Origin of the sequence: Bacillus sp. lyk4-R2A-2, assembly GCF_030209735.1 — a bacterium.
GTDB classification, from domain to species: Bacteria; Bacillota; Bacilli; order Bacillales; family Bacillaceae; genus Bacillus; species Bacillus pumilus.
The window spans coordinates 463734-479572 of record NZ_JARVRK010000005.1; the positions used below are offsets into that span (position 1 = coordinate 463734).

At 42.2% G+C, this 15839-nt stretch carries 15 protein-coding genes and 1 other annotated feature; of the genes, 10 read left to right on the forward strand and 5 right to left on the reverse strand.

Translation table 11 applies throughout. The features are described from left to right. The first annotated feature begins 7 nt into the window (after positions 1-7). The 6 genes from QRN39_RS09255 to QRN39_RS09280 all read left to right on the forward strand — a co-directional run bounded on the left by QRN39_RS09255 (position 8) and on the right by QRN39_RS09280 (position 5223). Complete coding sequence (locus tag QRN39_RS09255) at positions 8-793, forward strand: glucose 1-dehydrogenase (RefSeq protein ID WP_003215568.1); 786 nt, start codon at positions 8-10, stop codon at positions 791-793. Between the two features lie 144 nt (positions 794-937). Beyond that, positions 938-1249 carry a PTS sugar transporter subunit IIB gene (locus QRN39_RS09260; RefSeq protein WP_044141029.1) on the forward strand — a complete coding sequence of 104 codons (312 nt, stop codon included), beginning with the start codon at positions 938-940 and terminating at the stop codon, positions 1247-1249. Positions 1250-1252: 3 nt separating this feature from the next. Further along, positions 1253-1585 (forward strand): PTS sugar transporter subunit IIA, encoded by a 333-nt coding sequence (locus QRN39_RS09265; RefSeq protein WP_012010488.1) that lies wholly within the window; start codon positions 1253-1255, stop codon positions 1583-1585. A 25-nt stretch (positions 1586-1610) separates the two neighbouring features. Continuing rightward, positions 1611-2957 (forward strand): PTS cellobiose transporter subunit IIC, encoded by a 1347-nt coding sequence (gene celB / locus QRN39_RS09270; RefSeq protein ID WP_050943798.1) that lies wholly within the window; start codon positions 1611-1613, stop codon positions 2955-2957. After that, positions 2941-4347: a glycoside hydrolase family 1 protein gene (locus QRN39_RS09275; protein WP_284907023.1), complete on the forward strand. Its 1407-nt coding sequence runs from the start codon at positions 2941-2943 to the stop codon at positions 4345-4347. Before celB ends, QRN39_RS09275 begins: the two co-directional genes overlap by 17 nt. Before the next feature lie 153 nt (positions 4348-4500). Continuing rightward, on the forward strand, positions 4501-5223 hold the full coding sequence (locus QRN39_RS09280; protein WP_137055001.1) for a GntR family transcriptional regulator: 723 nt from the start codon (positions 4501-4503) through the stop codon (positions 5221-5223). 46 nt (positions 5224-5269) lie between these two features. Here QRN39_RS09280 and zwf read toward each other — a convergent pair whose 3' ends face one another. Beyond that, positions 5270-6745: a glucose-6-phosphate dehydrogenase gene (gene zwf, locus QRN39_RS09285; protein ID WP_003216112.1), complete on the reverse strand. Its 1476-nt coding sequence runs from the start codon at positions 6743-6745 to the stop codon at positions 5270-5272. A 221-nt stretch (positions 6746-6966) separates the two neighbouring features. Here zwf and rnz point away from each other — a divergent pair, with 221 nt between their 5' ends. Together rnz and QRN39_RS09295 are read left to right on the forward strand one after the other, a co-directional pair. Beyond that, positions 6967-7896, forward strand: coding sequence for a ribonuclease Z (rnz, locus tag QRN39_RS09290; RefSeq protein ID WP_113387123.1), 930 nt, complete (start codon positions 6967-6969; stop codon positions 7894-7896). A gap of 139 nt (positions 7897-8035) precedes the next feature. Further along, entirely contained in the window at positions 8036-9343 is a 1308-nt protein-coding gene (locus tag QRN39_RS09295; protein WP_050943801.1) for an aspartate aminotransferase type Ic, read from the forward strand. A 44-nt stretch (positions 9344-9387) separates the two neighbouring features. On the opposite strand, the gene QRN39_RS09300 is transcribed toward QRN39_RS09295, so the two are convergent. Beyond that, a complete protein-coding gene (locus QRN39_RS09300; protein ID WP_284907026.1) occupies positions 9388-10152 on the reverse strand; it encodes an alpha/beta fold hydrolase in 765 nt (254 codons plus the stop codon). A gap of 119 nt (positions 10153-10271) precedes the next feature. Then, positions 10272-11288, reverse strand: a complete 1017-nt coding sequence (gene namA / locus QRN39_RS09305) for an NADPH dehydrogenase NamA (RefSeq protein ID WP_284907029.1) — start codon at positions 11286-11288, stop codon at positions 10272-10274. Positions 11289-11429: 141 nt separating this feature from the next. On the opposite strand from namA, the gene QRN39_RS09310 reads away from it, so the two are divergent. Then, positions 11430-13043: a M20/M25/M40 family metallo-hydrolase gene (locus QRN39_RS09310; RefSeq protein WP_253622452.1), complete on the forward strand. Its 1614-nt coding sequence runs from the start codon at positions 11430-11432 to the stop codon at positions 13041-13043. Between the two features lie 157 nt (positions 13044-13200). Here the strand turns inward: QRN39_RS09310 and QRN39_RS09315 are convergent, their stop codons facing one another. Together QRN39_RS09315 and proC are read right to left on the reverse strand one after the other, a co-directional pair. Then, complete coding sequence (locus QRN39_RS09315; RefSeq protein WP_137055006.1) at positions 13201-13473, reverse strand: antimicrobial peptide LCI; 273 nt, start codon at positions 13471-13473, stop codon at positions 13201-13203. A gap of 153 nt (positions 13474-13626) precedes the next feature. Next, entirely contained in the window at positions 13627-14454 is an 828-nt protein-coding gene (gene proC / locus QRN39_RS09320) for a pyrroline-5-carboxylate reductase (RefSeq protein ID WP_137055007.1), read from the reverse strand. A 41-nt stretch (positions 14455-14495) separates the two neighbouring features. Further along, positions 14496-14707 (reverse strand) — a binding site (T-box leader). Between the two features lie 169 nt (positions 14708-14876). Between proC and QRN39_RS09325 the strand changes: the two genes are divergently transcribed. Continuing rightward, the gene (locus tag QRN39_RS09325; RefSeq protein WP_137055008.1) at positions 14877-15827 is read left to right on the forward strand and encodes an MBL fold metallo-hydrolase; all 951 of its coding nucleotides are present in this window, start codon (positions 14877-14879) and stop codon (positions 15825-15827) included. Positions 15828-15839 lie beyond the last annotated feature (12 nt).

The following is a 15839-nucleotide window of genomic DNA, read 5'->3' on the forward strand; positions in this document are numbered from 1 at the left end:
TAAACGAATGTATCCAGATTTAGAAGGGAAAACAGTCCTGATTACAGGAGCTGGTACAGGAATAGGTCAAGCGATGGCGCGCCGGTTTGGACAAGAAAAAGCCAATGTGGTGATCAATTATTTCTCAGATCAAGAAAGTCCAGATGAGACCATTGCGGATATTCAAAAAAATGGCGGACAGGCTGTGAAAATCAAGGGAGATGTCTCAAAGGAAGAGGATATGCAGGCGATGATTGATAAAGCCGTTGATACATTTGGCAGTCTTGATGTCATGATCAATAACGCAGGCATTGAAAATGAAGTGCCTTCTACCGAAATGACGCTAGATAATTGGAACAAAGTCATGTCGACCAATTTAACAGGTATGTTTCTCGGCTGCCGCGATGCACTGAAGTATATGACAGATCACGGAATAGAAGGATCAATCATCAATATGTCGTCTGTTCACCAGCAAATCCCTTGGCCTCATTTCGTGCATTATGCAGCAAGTAAAGGAGGCGCCAAGCTGCTGACAGAAACACTGGCACTAGAATATGCCCCTAAAAAAATTCGTGTAAACAGTATTGCACCAGGCGCCATCGATACCCCGATCAATGCGGAAAAATTCGATGATCCCGCATTGAAAAAAGGTGTGATCGAGCTGATCCCCATTGGTTATATTGGAAAGCCTGAAGAAGTGGCAGCATGTGCTGTCTGGCTGGCGTCAAAAGAGGCAAGCTACGTCACAGGCTTGACACTCTATGTGGACGGCGGCATGACAAAATATCCTGGCTTCCAAGCAGGAAAAGGATAAGAAGAAAGGCAAAGAGCGTACACACACATACGCTCTTTTTTTATATAAAATACAGACAAATAGATCTAAATGTCTAGACATTTAAAAATAAAAATATATAATATTAACTGGAAGCGCTTTTATTACAACAATGGGGTGAGAGAAATGAAACGTATTTTATTAGCATGCAGTTCAGGAATGTCTACAAGTTTACTAGTTACAAAGATGAAGGCTCATGCCGACTCAATAGGGGACGAGGCAGAAATTTGGGCAGTTGGGCAAGATCAAGCGAAAAAAGAAATGGCGAATGCGGATGTTGTGTTAATTGGACCGCAAATGAGCTTTTTAAAAGGGGATCTTCAAAAAGAAGCAACAAAATACGGGATTGCAGTAGAGGTCATCGATATGCAGGCGTACGGGCTTGCCGATGGACAAAAAGCGTATGAACAAGCCGTTACATTGATGGAGGAATCGTAAAGAATGGAAAAGAAAACACTTGAAGGGCTCACGGAGGAACAAGTCAGTTTTCAATTGATCTTACACAGCGGTAATGCACGCAGCAAATTGCTTCAATCTCTTAAACAATTTCGAGAAGGTCAAGAAGATGAGGCATTTGGTCTTATGAAAGAAGCAGAAGAAGATTTACGTCATGCACATGGCATCCATTTTCAACTCGTGCAGCAAGAGGCAGGCGGGGAGAAAACGCCTTTCTCCTTATTGCTCATGCATGCCGAAGACCACTTAATGTCGACTATGACGATCAAGGAGCTTGTGGGAGAGCTCCTGCCGATTTTCCAATCACTTAAACAATAAAGGGTGTAAACAAGGGGGGAAACCAATGTTTGATAAAATAAGTGCTATTTTGGTTCCAATTGCTGGGAGACTGAACAACAACCGCTATTTAGGTGTATTACGGGATGCCTTTATGCTTGCGTTCCCGCTTACTATTTTTGGTTCCATTATGGTTGTGCTAATGAATTTGCCATTTTTAGATAAAATCATGAGTCAAACCGCACTGGAAGGCGTCCAGTCTGCACTGAATATCGCGCCAAGTGCGACCATCAGCATTATGAGTGTGTTTGTTGTATTTGGGATTGGCTACTATTTATCGAAAAGCTATGATGTGGAAGCAGTATTTGGCGGAGTGATTGCTTTAGCCTCTTTCCTACTTCTGACACCATTTTTACTAGAACAAGAAGGCGGTGCATCTATTGCAGGCGTGATTCCAGTCGATCGTTTAGGAGCAAAGGGGATGTTCCTTGGCATGATCACAGGCTTTTTGTCTGCTGAAATTTATCGTTATTTTGTCCAAAAGAAATTTGTCATCAATATGCCGCAGGGGGTTCCGCCAGCTGTTGCTAAGTCTTTTGCTGCACTGATCCCGGCTACTTTGACACTCACAACCTTTTTACTGATCAATATCATCATTACACAAGGCTTCAAAACAAATATGCATGACCTGATTTATCATGCGATTCAGGCACCGCTTGTTGGACTTGGAAGCGGTATCATTCCGACCTTGATCGCTGTTTTCTTTATACAAATTCTTTGGTTCTTTGGGCTTCACGGCCAAATTATTATCAACTCTGTCATGGACCCCATTTGGAATACGTTGTCCATTCAAAACCTAGAGAGCTATACAAAAACTGGTGAGGTTCCAAATATCATCAGCAAGCAGTTTATCGAAATTTATACGGTTGGCATGGGCGGAACCGGTATGACGCTAGCTGTTGTGTTTACGATTTTAATTTTCCTGAAAAGTAAGCAATTAAAACAGGTAGCAAAGCTCGGCCTAGGACCAGGATTATTTAACGTCAATGAACCGATTATCTTCGGTTTACCGATTGTCATGAACCCGCTTATTCTCATTCCATGGATTTTGGCGCCAATGGTTATTACATGTATTTCTTATTTTGCGATGGCATCAGGCATTGTACCACCGCCGACTGGCGTGAATATTCCCTGGACCGTTCCGATCTTTATAAGCGGAATAATGGCAACCAATTCACTGGCGGGTGGTCTGCTTCAGCTGTTTAATCTGATGATCGTGTTTGTCATTTGGTTCCCGTTCCTGAAGTTTATTGACCGTATGAATGTGAAAAATGAAAAAATAACCACAACGGAAAAAACGAAGACAACCAACATCAAAGGTGAAGGAGACTCAATACATGTCGATGGAAAATAACAAGCAATCATATACATTCCCAGAAGGTTTCTGGTGGGGATCTTCTGCCTCTGCCACGCAAACAGAAGGCAGCGTCCCTGGTGATGGAAAAGGACCGAATATTTGGGATCATTGGTTTGAGCAAGAGCCGACTCGTTTTTTTGATGGCGTAGGACCGAACGTGACATCTCAATTTTACCGAAAATATAAAGAGGATATTCGTCTGATGAAAGAAATTGGGCACAATTCATTCCGGTTGTCCATTTCATGGTCACGTCTTTTGCCTGAAGGGACAGGTGCGGTCAATGAAGAAGCAGTATCTTTTTACAATGATGTGATCAATGAACTGATTGCACATGATATTGAGCCGTTTGTGAACCTGTACCATTTCGATATGCCAATGGCGCTGCAGGAAAAAGGCGGCTGGGTCAACAGACAGGTAGTAGATGATTATGTGAGCTATGCAGAATTGTGCTTTCAATTATTTGGCGACCGGGTGAAAAAATGGTTTACCCATAATGAACCGATCGTGCCTGTAGAGGGCGGGTATATGTATAGCTTCCATTATCCAAACGAAGTCGATTTCCAAAAGGCTGTGCAGGTCGGTTATCATGAACTTCTATCAAATGCAAAGGCGATTGCGGCTTATAAAAGCCTGCAGCAAGGCGGTAAGATTGGCATCATCCTCAACCTTACCCCATCTTATCCGAGAAGCCAGAATCCGCGCGATGTAGAAGCAGCTGAGATGGCGGATGCTTTCTTTAACCGGTCCTTCCTAGATCCTGCGGTGAAGGGACATTTCCCAGAGAAACTAGTAGAGGTCTTAAAGAAAGAAGGCTTTATGCCGAGTATGGAAGATGGAGACCTTGAACTCATTCGAGAGAATACCGTCGACCTCCTTGGAATCAACTATTATCAGCCAAGAAGAGTGAAAGCGAAAGAGCATATGCCGCATCCAAATGCACCATTTATGCCAAATCATTATTTTGATGCGTTTGACATGCCGGGAAGAAAAATGAATGTGTATCGCGGGTGGGAAATCTATGAAAAAGGCATTTATGATATATTGAAAAAAGTCCAAACAGACTATGATAATATTGAATGCTTTATTTCTGAAAATGGAATGGGTGTCGAGGGAGAAGAGCGGTTTAAGGATGAAGAAGGAATGATTCATGACGATTACCGCATTGACTTTATCTCTGAGCATCTTAAATGGGTGCATCAAGCCATTCAAGAAGGAAGTAATGTAAAAGGCTATCATCTGTGGACGTTTATGGATAACTGGTCATGGTCGAATGCCTATAAGAATCGCTATGGATTTGTCTCAGTTGATCTTCAAGAAGACGGAAAACGTACAATTAAGAAAAGCGGATACTGGTTTCAATCGGTATCAGAAAATAACGGTTTTTAATCAAGATACTTGCTCTTTCCTTGAAAAGGGCAAGTATTTTTCTTATGTGACGGTAAGTGGATGAAACAAAAATGGCTGGTACCTTTTAAGCTCACTAGGCTTAGTGTAGAATGAGAGGAAGCTATGAAAAAACAAGTCAGTTGGTGGTGTGAGATGAAAAAGTACGAACTCATTTCAGAAGAAATCAGAAAACGAATAGGAACAGCATATTATCCAGAAGATCAACCCATTCCAGATGAAAACTCGCTTGCCGCTGAATTTCAATGCAGCCGAATGACGATGAAGCGTGCGCTCGATCTTCTCGTAGCAGAAGGTCTGCTCTTTAGAAAAAGAGGTCACGGTACATTTATTGTGAAGGCAGCGCTCAATCAAGGGGCTATTAATGTATCAGGACATGAAAATAAAGGGTTCACAAAAGTCATGGCGGATAAAAACGTCACGACTCAAATCATTCACTTTGATGTCCATTTTCCAAGCAAAGAGGTGGCAGCCCACCTATCCATAGACTCCACCACACCCATTTATGACATCATCCGTCTCCGTCTTGTGGACGAGGAGCCATACGTATTAGAAAAAACGTTTATGCCCGTCAATCTTATTAAGGGAATAGATGAAGAGGTTCTATTGGGATCAATCTATGGCTACATATCAAATGATTTGAATTTAAAAGTGGCAGGAGCGCATAAGAAAATTAGAGCGGCTAAATCAGACGAGCTTGACCAGCAATATTTAGGCTGTGACCCAACGGATCCTGTGCTAGAGGTCGAACAGGTTGCTTATTTAAACACAGGCCGGCCGTTTGAGTACTCCTTTAGTCATCACCGCTATGATAAGTTCGACTTTTCAACAGTTGAACTTACGAAAACAGGACGTTAAAAAAAGAGCAGAACCCCCAAGGGAGACTGCTCTTTTTTATATCATTTTATATATTCCACCAATGATACCCATCTTTTTCTAGAAGCTGATCGGCTTCTTTCGGTCCCATAGAACCAGCAGGATAATTTGGTTTTAATGTTTTGTTTTCTGCCCATTTCTCAGAAATCGGATCCACAAAGTTCCAAGAAAGCGCCACTTCATCCCAGTGAGCAAAGTTCGTAGCATCGCCTAGCAAGCAGTCATGAATCAGCTTTTCATAGGCTTCTGGTGTGTTCATGATGTCGTTATAGTTTGTTTGGTAGTCGAGCTTAATCGGCTTTGCAAATGTACCGCCATCAAGCTTGCGAGCGTTCAGGTGAAGGGTAATGCCTTCATCTGGTTGAATGTGAATGACGAGTAAGTTTGGATGCATGGAATTTCCGTTACCATAGTACAGGTTCATTGGAATGTCTTTAAATTGAACAACAATTTGAGTAGATTTCTTTTCTAAACGTTTTCCAGTACGAATGTAAAATGGCACGCCGGCCCATCTAAAGTTATCAATGAGCAGCTTCCCTGCAACGAATGTTTCCGTGTTTGAGTTCGGGTCAACATTTTGCTCTTCAAGATATGAAGGAACCATGCCGCCATCAACCGTACCAGCATCATACTGTCCGCGGACAAAGAATTGATCGACCTCATCTTTAGAGAAAGGACGAAGAGCGCGTAATGCTTTCCGTTTTTCACTGCGGATTTCCTCGGTATTCAGCTTAATTGGCGGCTCCATTGCTAAAAGTGCAACCATTTGAAGCATATGGTTTTGGACCATGTCTCTTAGTGCACCTGAACTTTCGTAATAGCGGGCCCGGTCTTCAACCCCTAATGATTCACTAGATGTAATTTGAATGTTTGAGATATATCGGTTTGTCCAAAGTGGTTCAAAGATGGCATTTGCAAAACGGATAACCTCAATGTTTTGAACCATTTGTTTACCGAGATAGTGGTCAATACGATAAATTTGATCTTCAGAGAATGCATCTCGAATTTCTTCATTTAACTTTTTCGCACTTGGCAAGTCATGGCCAAATGGTTTTTCGATGACAAGTCTTGACCAGCCAGTTGTTTTTGATACACCTTCACTTTTTAGGAACTTTGCAATCGTTCCGAAGAATTCCGGTGCCATCGCTAAATAGAACATCCGGTTGTTTGGGATACTGTACGTATCTTCAAGGCCTGCTAGAAGTGTGTTAAGCGATTGATAGGAAGCAGGGCTTGATACGTCAAAGTCGTGATAATAAAAATGTGAACTGAATTCCTCTATTTTCGCTTCTGCATCATCAGAAGAAACAGATTCTTTCACCACAGCTCTTAGATCCTCATGAGACCACGGACGGCGTCCAACACCGACCACGGCGAATTGATCGCCAAGTTTTCCGCTATGATAAAGTCTATGTATAGAAGGGTAGAGCTTGCGTTTGGCAAGATCTCCTGTTGCGCCAAAAATGACAATGACTGCTTTTGGATTGTTAGTTTCTGTATTCACGAAAAGTACCTCACTTTATTCGTAGCATTGTTGTAAAAACCGAGAATGTATGTACATTTTCTTTATTTTAAAGGTTCATTGTTCGTAAAGCAAACATTTGATTCGACTTTTTCTGCTCTCGTTTGACTTTTTTCGAAAATTCCGCTGAATTCACATTTACCTTGTCTTCATGTATTCTATATGAATAAAGATATTGTATACCGGCTTTAGGAGGAAAAGTAATGGAACTGCTCTTTTTAGGAACTGGTGCAGGCATTCCTGCGAAAACTAGAAACGTCACTTGCACTGCGCTAAAGCTTTTAGAAGAAAGAAAAGCAGTGTGGCTTTTTGATTGCGGAGAAGCGACGCAGCATCAAATATTACATACAACGATTAAACCGAGAAAAATTGAGAAAATATTTATCACTCATATGCATGGTGATCATGTATACGGTCTCCCAGGACTGCTCGGCAGCAGATCCTTCCAAGGCGGAGAGGATGAACTAACGATCTATGGACCTAAGGGCATCAAAGCGTTTGTGAGCGCAACACTTTCAGCTACACAAACGCATTTGACATATCCGCTGCATATTATAGAGATAGATGAAGGGATCGTATTTGAAGATGATACCTTTCAAGTAGAAGCAAGACGAGTATCTCACGGTATTCCAGCTTACGGCTATCGGGTAGTGGAAAAAGATGTACCAGGTGCATTAAAAGCCGAAGACCTAAAAGAAATCGGTGTAAAACCTGGACCTTTGTATCAGAAGTTAAAAAATGGGGAAACCGTGACACTCGAAGATGGAAGAATCATTGATGGAACCGATTATTTGGAACCCCCTAAAAAAGGGAGAATCGTTGCATTTTCAGGAGATACCCGTTTATGCGAGAATATAACAAGGCTTGCCAAGGATGCGGATGTGTTAGTCCATGAAGCAACATTCGGTAAAGAAGATGCTGATCTAGCCTACAATTATTATCACAGCACAACAGAACAAGCAGCGAAAACAGCGCAGGAAGCAGGCGCAAAAAGATTAATTTTGACCCATATTAGTGCACGTTACCAAGGAGAAGAGGCACTAAAACAACTATTGAAAGAGGCCCGCGATATATTCCCGCTGACAGAAGCTGCGCAGGATTTCTCTTCTTTTTCCATTGACCGCACCCTGTAAAAATTGGATGAATCGTCAAAAAAAGTTGTGTGATTTTTTTGATATTTATAATGACTCTCTTTTTCAGGTAGTGGTAAAATGGTGAAGAAAAAACAAATGACGAATGAAACTATGAAGAATACGGGAGGCACAATCAAAGATGAGCGGTTTTACAGCGTTAAGTGAAGCAGAATTAAATGACCTATATGCAGCACTACAAAATGAGTACGAAACGTATAAAAGTAAAAACTTACACTTAGACATGTCTAGAGGAAAACCTTCACCAAAACAGCTCGATTTGTCTATGGGCATGCTCGATGTTGTGACATCAAAGGATGCGATGACGGCTGAAGATGGCACAGATGTGCGTAACTATGGCGGTTTGACAGGTCTTCCTGAAACGAAGACATTTTTTGCAGATGTGCTCAATCTGAAACCAGAACAAATCATCATCGGCGGTAATTCCAGCCTTAATATGATGCATGATACCATTGCCCGTGCCATGACCCACGGCGTATATGACAGCAAAACACCTTGGGGAAAGCTGCCAAAGGTAAAATTCCTTGCACCAAGCCCAGGATATGATCGTCACTTTTCCATTTGTGAGCTATTTAACATAGAGATGATCACGGTAGATATGAAAGCTGATGGACCTGATATGGATCAGGTCGAAAAATTGGTCGCAGAGGATGAAGCGATTAAAGGCATTTGGTGTGTACCAAAATATAGCAACCCAGATGGCATTACGTATTCAGATGAGGTGGTTGACCGCCTTGCTTCGATGAAAACAAAAGCAGACGACTTCCGCATTTTTTGGGATGATGCATACGCAGTTCATCACCTAACTGATACGCCTGATACGTTAAAAGATATTTTTCAAGCAGTAGAGGAAGCAGGGCACCCAAATCGTGTGTTTATGTTTGCGTCTACTTCTAAAATTACATTCCCAGGCTCAGGTATTGCACTCATGGCATCTAGCCCGGATAATGTGAGCTTTACTCAAAAACAATTATCGATTCAAACGATTGGACCAGACAAAATCAATCAATTAAGACACCTTCGTTTCTTCAAGAATCCAGAAGGCTTGAAGGAACATATGAGAAAACATGCTGCGATCATTAAGCCAAAGTTTGACCTCGTTCTTTCCATTCTTGATGAAACACTTGGCGGGAAGGACATTGCAGAATGGCACAAGCCAAATGGCGGATATTTTATTAGTTTAAATACGCTTGATCATTGTGCAAAAGCTGTTGTGCAAAAGGCAAAAGAAGCTGGTGTGACCATGACAGGTGCAGGCGCGACTTATCCTTATGGAAAAGACCCGCTTGATCGTAACATTCGCATTGCGCCAACGTTCCCATCACTTGAAGAACTAGAGCAAGCGATTGACATCTTTACATTATGTGTTCAGCTTGTCAGCATTGAAAAGCTGCTGTCTAAAAAAAGCCAGTCAGCTCCAACGGCATAAAGAAAAAACTCCTTGACGTAGATCTAGTCAAGGAGTTTTTGTTTTTAATTGGCTGTTTGATAATAGGAAACAGGTTGTTTGGCTGCGCACCATACATCATAGATTGCAAGCTGCACAATATGCGGTTCATCATGATGAATATAGTGCGAGCTGTTCTGCGCTTGAATCCATCCGCTTTGGGATGACAACGACAGCATCCGTTTATGAAGTCTGAGCCAAGCCTCGTGCGCTGGATGAAACAATCGGCTCTTACCTGATGAAATGACAAGAAGCGGCATCATCCCATAATGGGTTTGTTCCTCTTTTATTGTGCTGAGCATTTGCTGAAAGTCCTCATGCGTACATTCTGCTGTAAATTGCGCCATATATGAAGAGCGTTCTTCCTTTGATAAAAGCGGCAGGATGACCTGTTCTTGCTCCTCACTTGCCGGGTCTAACAGCACCATGCCAATGACCTCATCTCCTCTGCGGCTTGCCCATAACCGGCTGACAAGAGAGCCAAATGAGTGAGCCACAATGAGAAAGGGCGGCTGAATATTGGCTTCTTCTAGCAGTGCATCTAAATCATCTGCAAGATCATGCAATGTTCTTCCTTCACTACTGTCACTGCTTTTTCCATTTCCTAATCGATCATATAAGAAAACCCCAAGCTCAGGATCAATATCACGGGCCATATTCGACCACGTATCACCCGAAATGCCGTAGCCTGCTTCAAAGATAATGGTGGCTTGCCTTTTGCCCTGACGATGTTTTGTATAAAAATGATGTCCATCTATATGATACATTCTTTCAATCATTGCCGAGTTCATTCTTCCATCTCCTCTAAGTGGTTCTTTAGCTAAAAGACGGCACAAAAGGCAGATATGTTTCTCTTAAAAACAAAAAAGATGCCTATTTCAAAAAATAGACACCTTTTTCCTATGCATTTTTACCAAGCGCGGTCATATTGACGCGGGCCTTCGATGGATGTACGAAGCTCTTGGGCAGCTGTTTTTGGAAAGTATGGATCCCGTAAAAATTCTCTGCCTATAAAAATTAAGTCTGCACGCTGATTTCGTAAAATCTCCTCTGCCTGTACACCAGATGTGATCAGACCGACAGCACCTGTTTGAATACCGGCACCTGCTTTGATTTTTTCTGCGAAGGTCACTTGGTAGCCTGGGAATGTGCTGATTTTTGCCTGTACGACAGCGCCTGAGCTGACATCAATTAAGTCGACACCTTGTTCCTTCAGCCATGTAGCAATGCCAATGTAATCGGCAATATCAAGTCCTTTTGTCGTGTAGTCAGAGGCAGACACACGGACAAATAATGGTCCGTTCCATACTTCATTGACTGCATCGACGACTTCTTTTAAGAAACGATAACGGTTCTCTGGTGAACCGCCATAATCATCTGTTCGGTGGTTCGCCAGCGGTGAAAGAAATTCATTAATCAAATAGCCATGCGCCCCATGAATTTCAATGATGTCAAAGCCGGCTTTTTTTGCCCGGACAGCTGCATCCTGAAACGCCTGAACGGTATCTTTGATTTGATCGACGGACATCTGGGCAGGGCTTTTAGACTGTTCATCAAATGGAAGGCTAGATGGTGCCAGGATGTCACCATCTAGTTCAGCTTTACGTCCTGCATGAGCCAGCTGGATGGCTGTCTTGGTTCCGTATGCTTTGATTTGTTCGTTTAATGAAGCGAAGCCTTCAATGTGCTCATCACTCCAAATCCCGAGGTCTTGATCACTAATTCTTCCCTCGGGGGAAACGGCACTTGCCTCCACCATGATCAGGCCAGCTTGACCTTGGGCACGGGAAATATAATGTGTAAAGTGGAAAGGCTGTAATTTCCCATCACGATCATAGGATGAATACATACACATCGGGGACATTACGATGCGGTTTTTCAGCGCAACACCTTTTAATGTCCAAGGTGAAAAGAGCTTTGTTTCCAAATACCTTCGCCTCCTCATAGAATTGTATAGCCGATTATAACAGCCATTCAAACTTTCGTCATAAAAGGTGCTCAAAGAATATAGCTTTTATACACGTTTTTGTATAATGGAGAAAATAGAGAAAGTAAAGGGGGAGAACGGATGAAATGGCAAACAGAGAGTGAACGAAAGGAACTGCTCACAGCTCTTATGCAGTATGAAAGCATATCGGGTACAACTGGGGAAGTGGCGTTAGCTGAATATTTATATTATTTACTGAGGGAGCGGCCTTATTACAAGCAGAACCCTGATCATTTGGCTTTGCATCCGATGAAAGATGGCCGGTATTATTTAACGGCGCTTGTAAAGCGCAGTTCGCTTTCTCGTACCGTTTTGCTGCTTAGTCATTTCGATGTCGTCGATACAGAAGATTACGGTGAATTTCAAAACATGGCATGCAAGCCTGAAGAGTTAATGGCATCATTTTCTCAAAAAAGTGCGCTTCTCCCAAAAAGAGCAAGAGAAGATCTAGCTTCAGGTGACTGGTTATTTGGAAGAGGTGCCATGGATATGAAGGCAGGTCTTACGGTACAGCTGTCCATGCTGGAAAGAGCGATGGCAGAGACATTTGATGGAAATGTCCTACTCGTCACAGTCCCGGATGAAGAAGTGAATTCTCAAGGAATGCTTGAAGCTGTTCCAAAACTAAAGGAGCTTAAGGAAAAGCATGACCTTGACTATACCGCGTGCTTAAACAGTGAGCCTATGTTTGAAAAGTATCCAGGTGATGAACATTATTATATGTATACAGGCAGTATAGGGAAGGTGCTGGCCGGATTTTTCTGCAAAGGAATTGAAACACATGTAGGAGAGCCGTTCTCAGGCTTAAATGCGAATTTTATGGTATCTGCATTAAATCGGCTGTTAGAGCTGAATAGTGATTATTGTGAGGAAGTAGATGGTGAAGTCACGCCGCCCCCAACCAACTTAATGCAAAAAGATCTAAAAGAAGCCTATTCCGTTCAAACACCTCACACAGCTGTTTCTTTATTTAATGTGCTGATGATGAATCGTTCAAGTGAAGAACTGCACGGACTTCTTTATGACACGGCGAAACAAGCAGCAGACCAAATCGAAGCTGATCTTAAACAAAAAACAGCAGAATTTCAGCGCTTTAAACCTTTTACACCGATTGATACGAGGATTACCGTTCTCACGTATCATGAGCTGTATCAAAAAGCTGCTGAACGATCAGGTAAACAGGAGGTTGAACGCATTGTGAACTATGCGTTCGCCAATCGAGGTGAGCTTGGAGATCGTGATTTTTCAACCAAAATCGTCTCTGAGCTGACGACGCTTTGTAAGGAAGAAGGGCCGCTCATTGTTCTATTTTATAGTCCGCCATTTTATCCTGCGGTTTCCTCAACGGAAGATCCGCATATCCAAGCAACCTTAAAGAGGATTCAAATAGAGGCAAAGAAGAGTTATGGACTTGAAATAGAAGAAGTGAAATATTTCCCGGGATTATCTGATTTAAGTTACTTACAGCTCGAAAAACAGGAAGTAGGTCATTACACGACCAATATGCCGCTTTACCAGAAAGGCTATTCTTTACCGGAAGGAGAAAAGGGAGCACTTTACGTTCCAGTTATTAACGTGGGCCCATTAGGAAAGGACCCGCACAAATGGACAGAGCGGCTGCACATCCCGTTCTCATTCGGCATTTTGCCAGAATTACTAGAATCAGCGATTCATGCTTTGTTAGAGAAAAAGTAAGTATTGTTTATGTATGAGGCCTCTAGAGCCTTTGAAAACTTATGTGCTTTTGAGGGGGGAATGTAGAGTAAATGGAGGTTAATGAGAGAAGAAGAAGGGTGGAGAATGTTTCATTACTTTAAAATAGATAAAGGGAGCCATAGGCTCCCAATTAGGATTATACTCGTCTACCCTCATAATGAGCTGTCCAAGTTCCATCAGAATTTTTAGTGATGCCTTTTAGATACCATTTAATCCCATCTTGTTCGAACGAATTGGCAAAAATACCAGTATTGTTGGTAATATCCCATGTGTAAAGTTGAGCTTTAAAATCACTTGTAACGTGGACATCCTCTGCGTTAGAATGTGCACTTGTAGCAAATGCAGGTGCTGCGGAAAAAAGTAAAGCGAGTGACAATGCGGATCCAGTAAGAACCTTAACTAATTTCATTTAAAACACTCCTCTTCCTCATTTTTGTGGTACATATAAGTAATTCTATATTAGGTAATATATTCCTTGTTAATATTTGTTAATTATTTGTGAAAAATCACTCATTAGATAAAAATAAAAAGCACCTGTCATCAAAACAGGTACTTTTCTCTATCATTTATACGTGCTTGCTGAAAACATTTCGTTTAATTCTGCTGCACGTTTTGTTGCGGTTTTGACACAATCGACAACGGCTTCTTCAAATTGATAGGCAGCAAGTGTGTTCAGGCCGGCTTCTGTCGTTCCGCCTTCACTTGTGATTTCTTTGCGCAGTTCAGCAGGTTCTTTACCGCTGCTTTCAAGCATGTTTGCGGCGCCTGCAATCATTTGGCAGATGAGCAGCTTCGCTGTTGCTTGGTCCATCCCAAGTTCCGAAGCGCCTCGCTCCATTCCTTCAATCAAATGATAAATGAAGGCTGGACCGCTTCCTGCAATAGCTGTAACAGCATTTAGCTGTGATTCATCTAATACCGTCACATGACCGATCGTTTCAAACAGCTCGATTGCTTTATTCTTTTGATCCTCTGTCACTTCTTGACTGACAGAAATGCCTGTTGCTGATTGCTGAATGGCGGCTGATGTATTTGGCATCGCGCGAACCACCGCAGTCTTCTCGCCAGCATAGTGTTGGATCGTTTCAATTGAGATGCCTGCTAAAATCGAAATGATCAGCTGCCCTTGTAAATGAGGCCGAACTTCAGATATCCCGCTTTCAGCATCTTTCGGTTTTAAAGCAAATACGAGAATATCCGCTTCTTCATAAATAAAAGAACGAGAGAAATCCGTTTTGACCCCATAACGCACCTTTAATTCTTCTAGACGTTTTTCATTCGTTTTGTTTGTGACAATAATATCTTCGTTTGACATGATGCCGCTTTTTAATAAACCTTTCATCATCGACTCTGCCATTGAGCCTGCACCAATAAATCCAATTTTACTCATAAGCCGCTCCTCCTTGTAGAAAATAAAAAAACCTCTCGCCTGAAAAGGACGAAAGGTTTTTCGCGGTACCACCCTCAATTAGCATGCAAATATGCATACTCAGCTCTAGTCCCTTAACGCGGGAAACGTTTAGGTTTGCCTAACAGCTCAAAGGGCAGGTTCAGCAAATAAGAGGATGGTGAGGTCTTACAGCCGGTGGACCTCACTCTCTTGCATCATTATTTTGCTTACTAATCCTTGTCATCACGCATTTTATATTTGTTGTTCATTATGCAACGATGGACAAGTTTGTGTCAATAGGGACAGATAAAAAAATTGACCGCCTAAACCGCATGACAGTCTGCCCTTTGCAGGATACAATGAATAAAGAAGACGAAGTGACAATGAATCATGAGTCAAAAAGCAGGAGATGACATAAAAAAGTGAAAGAAGACATCATTCAATTATCTATCCCGACCCCTTTTGCTGTTGGGGATGTACATGCATATATTTTAAAAGGAGAAGCTGTGACCTTAGTGGACTGCGGGCCGATGACAGAAGAGGCGGAGCACGCCTTTGTCACGCAATTACATGAGCATCGTTTATCAATTGACGATATTGATCAAGTGGTGTTGACCCATCATCATGCAGATCATGTCGGTCTTTTAAATTTGATGAAACCTCATGTCCGTGTGATCGGACATGAGTTAAATGAGCCGTATATTAGCCAGGACCCTGTGTTTAAAGAGCGTCAAATTGCTTTTATGGAACGATTTTTTCAGCAGTTAGGTGTGCCGCTTCGCCGAGGTGAGTGTGAAAGAATCGTGAAGCAATCTTATACATATTCTTGTACTGCACATGTAGATGACGTCATCAAAGAAGGCGATCGATTGAAAGGGCATGAACACTTCTTTGTGATGGAAACACCGGGACATGCACAATCTCATCTTTCCTTTCTAGATGAAACAACGGGCCACTTCATTGGTGGAGACCTACTTTTGACGACTATTTCTTCAAACCCGTTAATGGAAGCGCCGTATGAAGGGGAGGAGCGCCAAAAATCGCTGCTTCAATATAAAGCATCACTCAATCGATTACTTCATCTGCCGATCAAGACGATTTATCCAGGACACGGGCAGCTCATCACGTCTCATCATGAATTGATCGAAGAAAGATTTAAGAAACAAGAAAAGCGGGCAAATACGATGTATCAGCTGCTTAAACGAAAAGAAATGACTGCCTTTCATCTTTGCCGCAAGCTATTTCCAGTGCTGTATGAAGAGGCCTTGTTTTTAACGATGTCAGAGACAGTAGGGCAGCTTGATGTCCTCTTAGAGGCTGGACAAATTGAAGAAGTGCAAAAAGATGGAATTCTCTACTACAGGGCAAACTAAGGAGTGAAACGC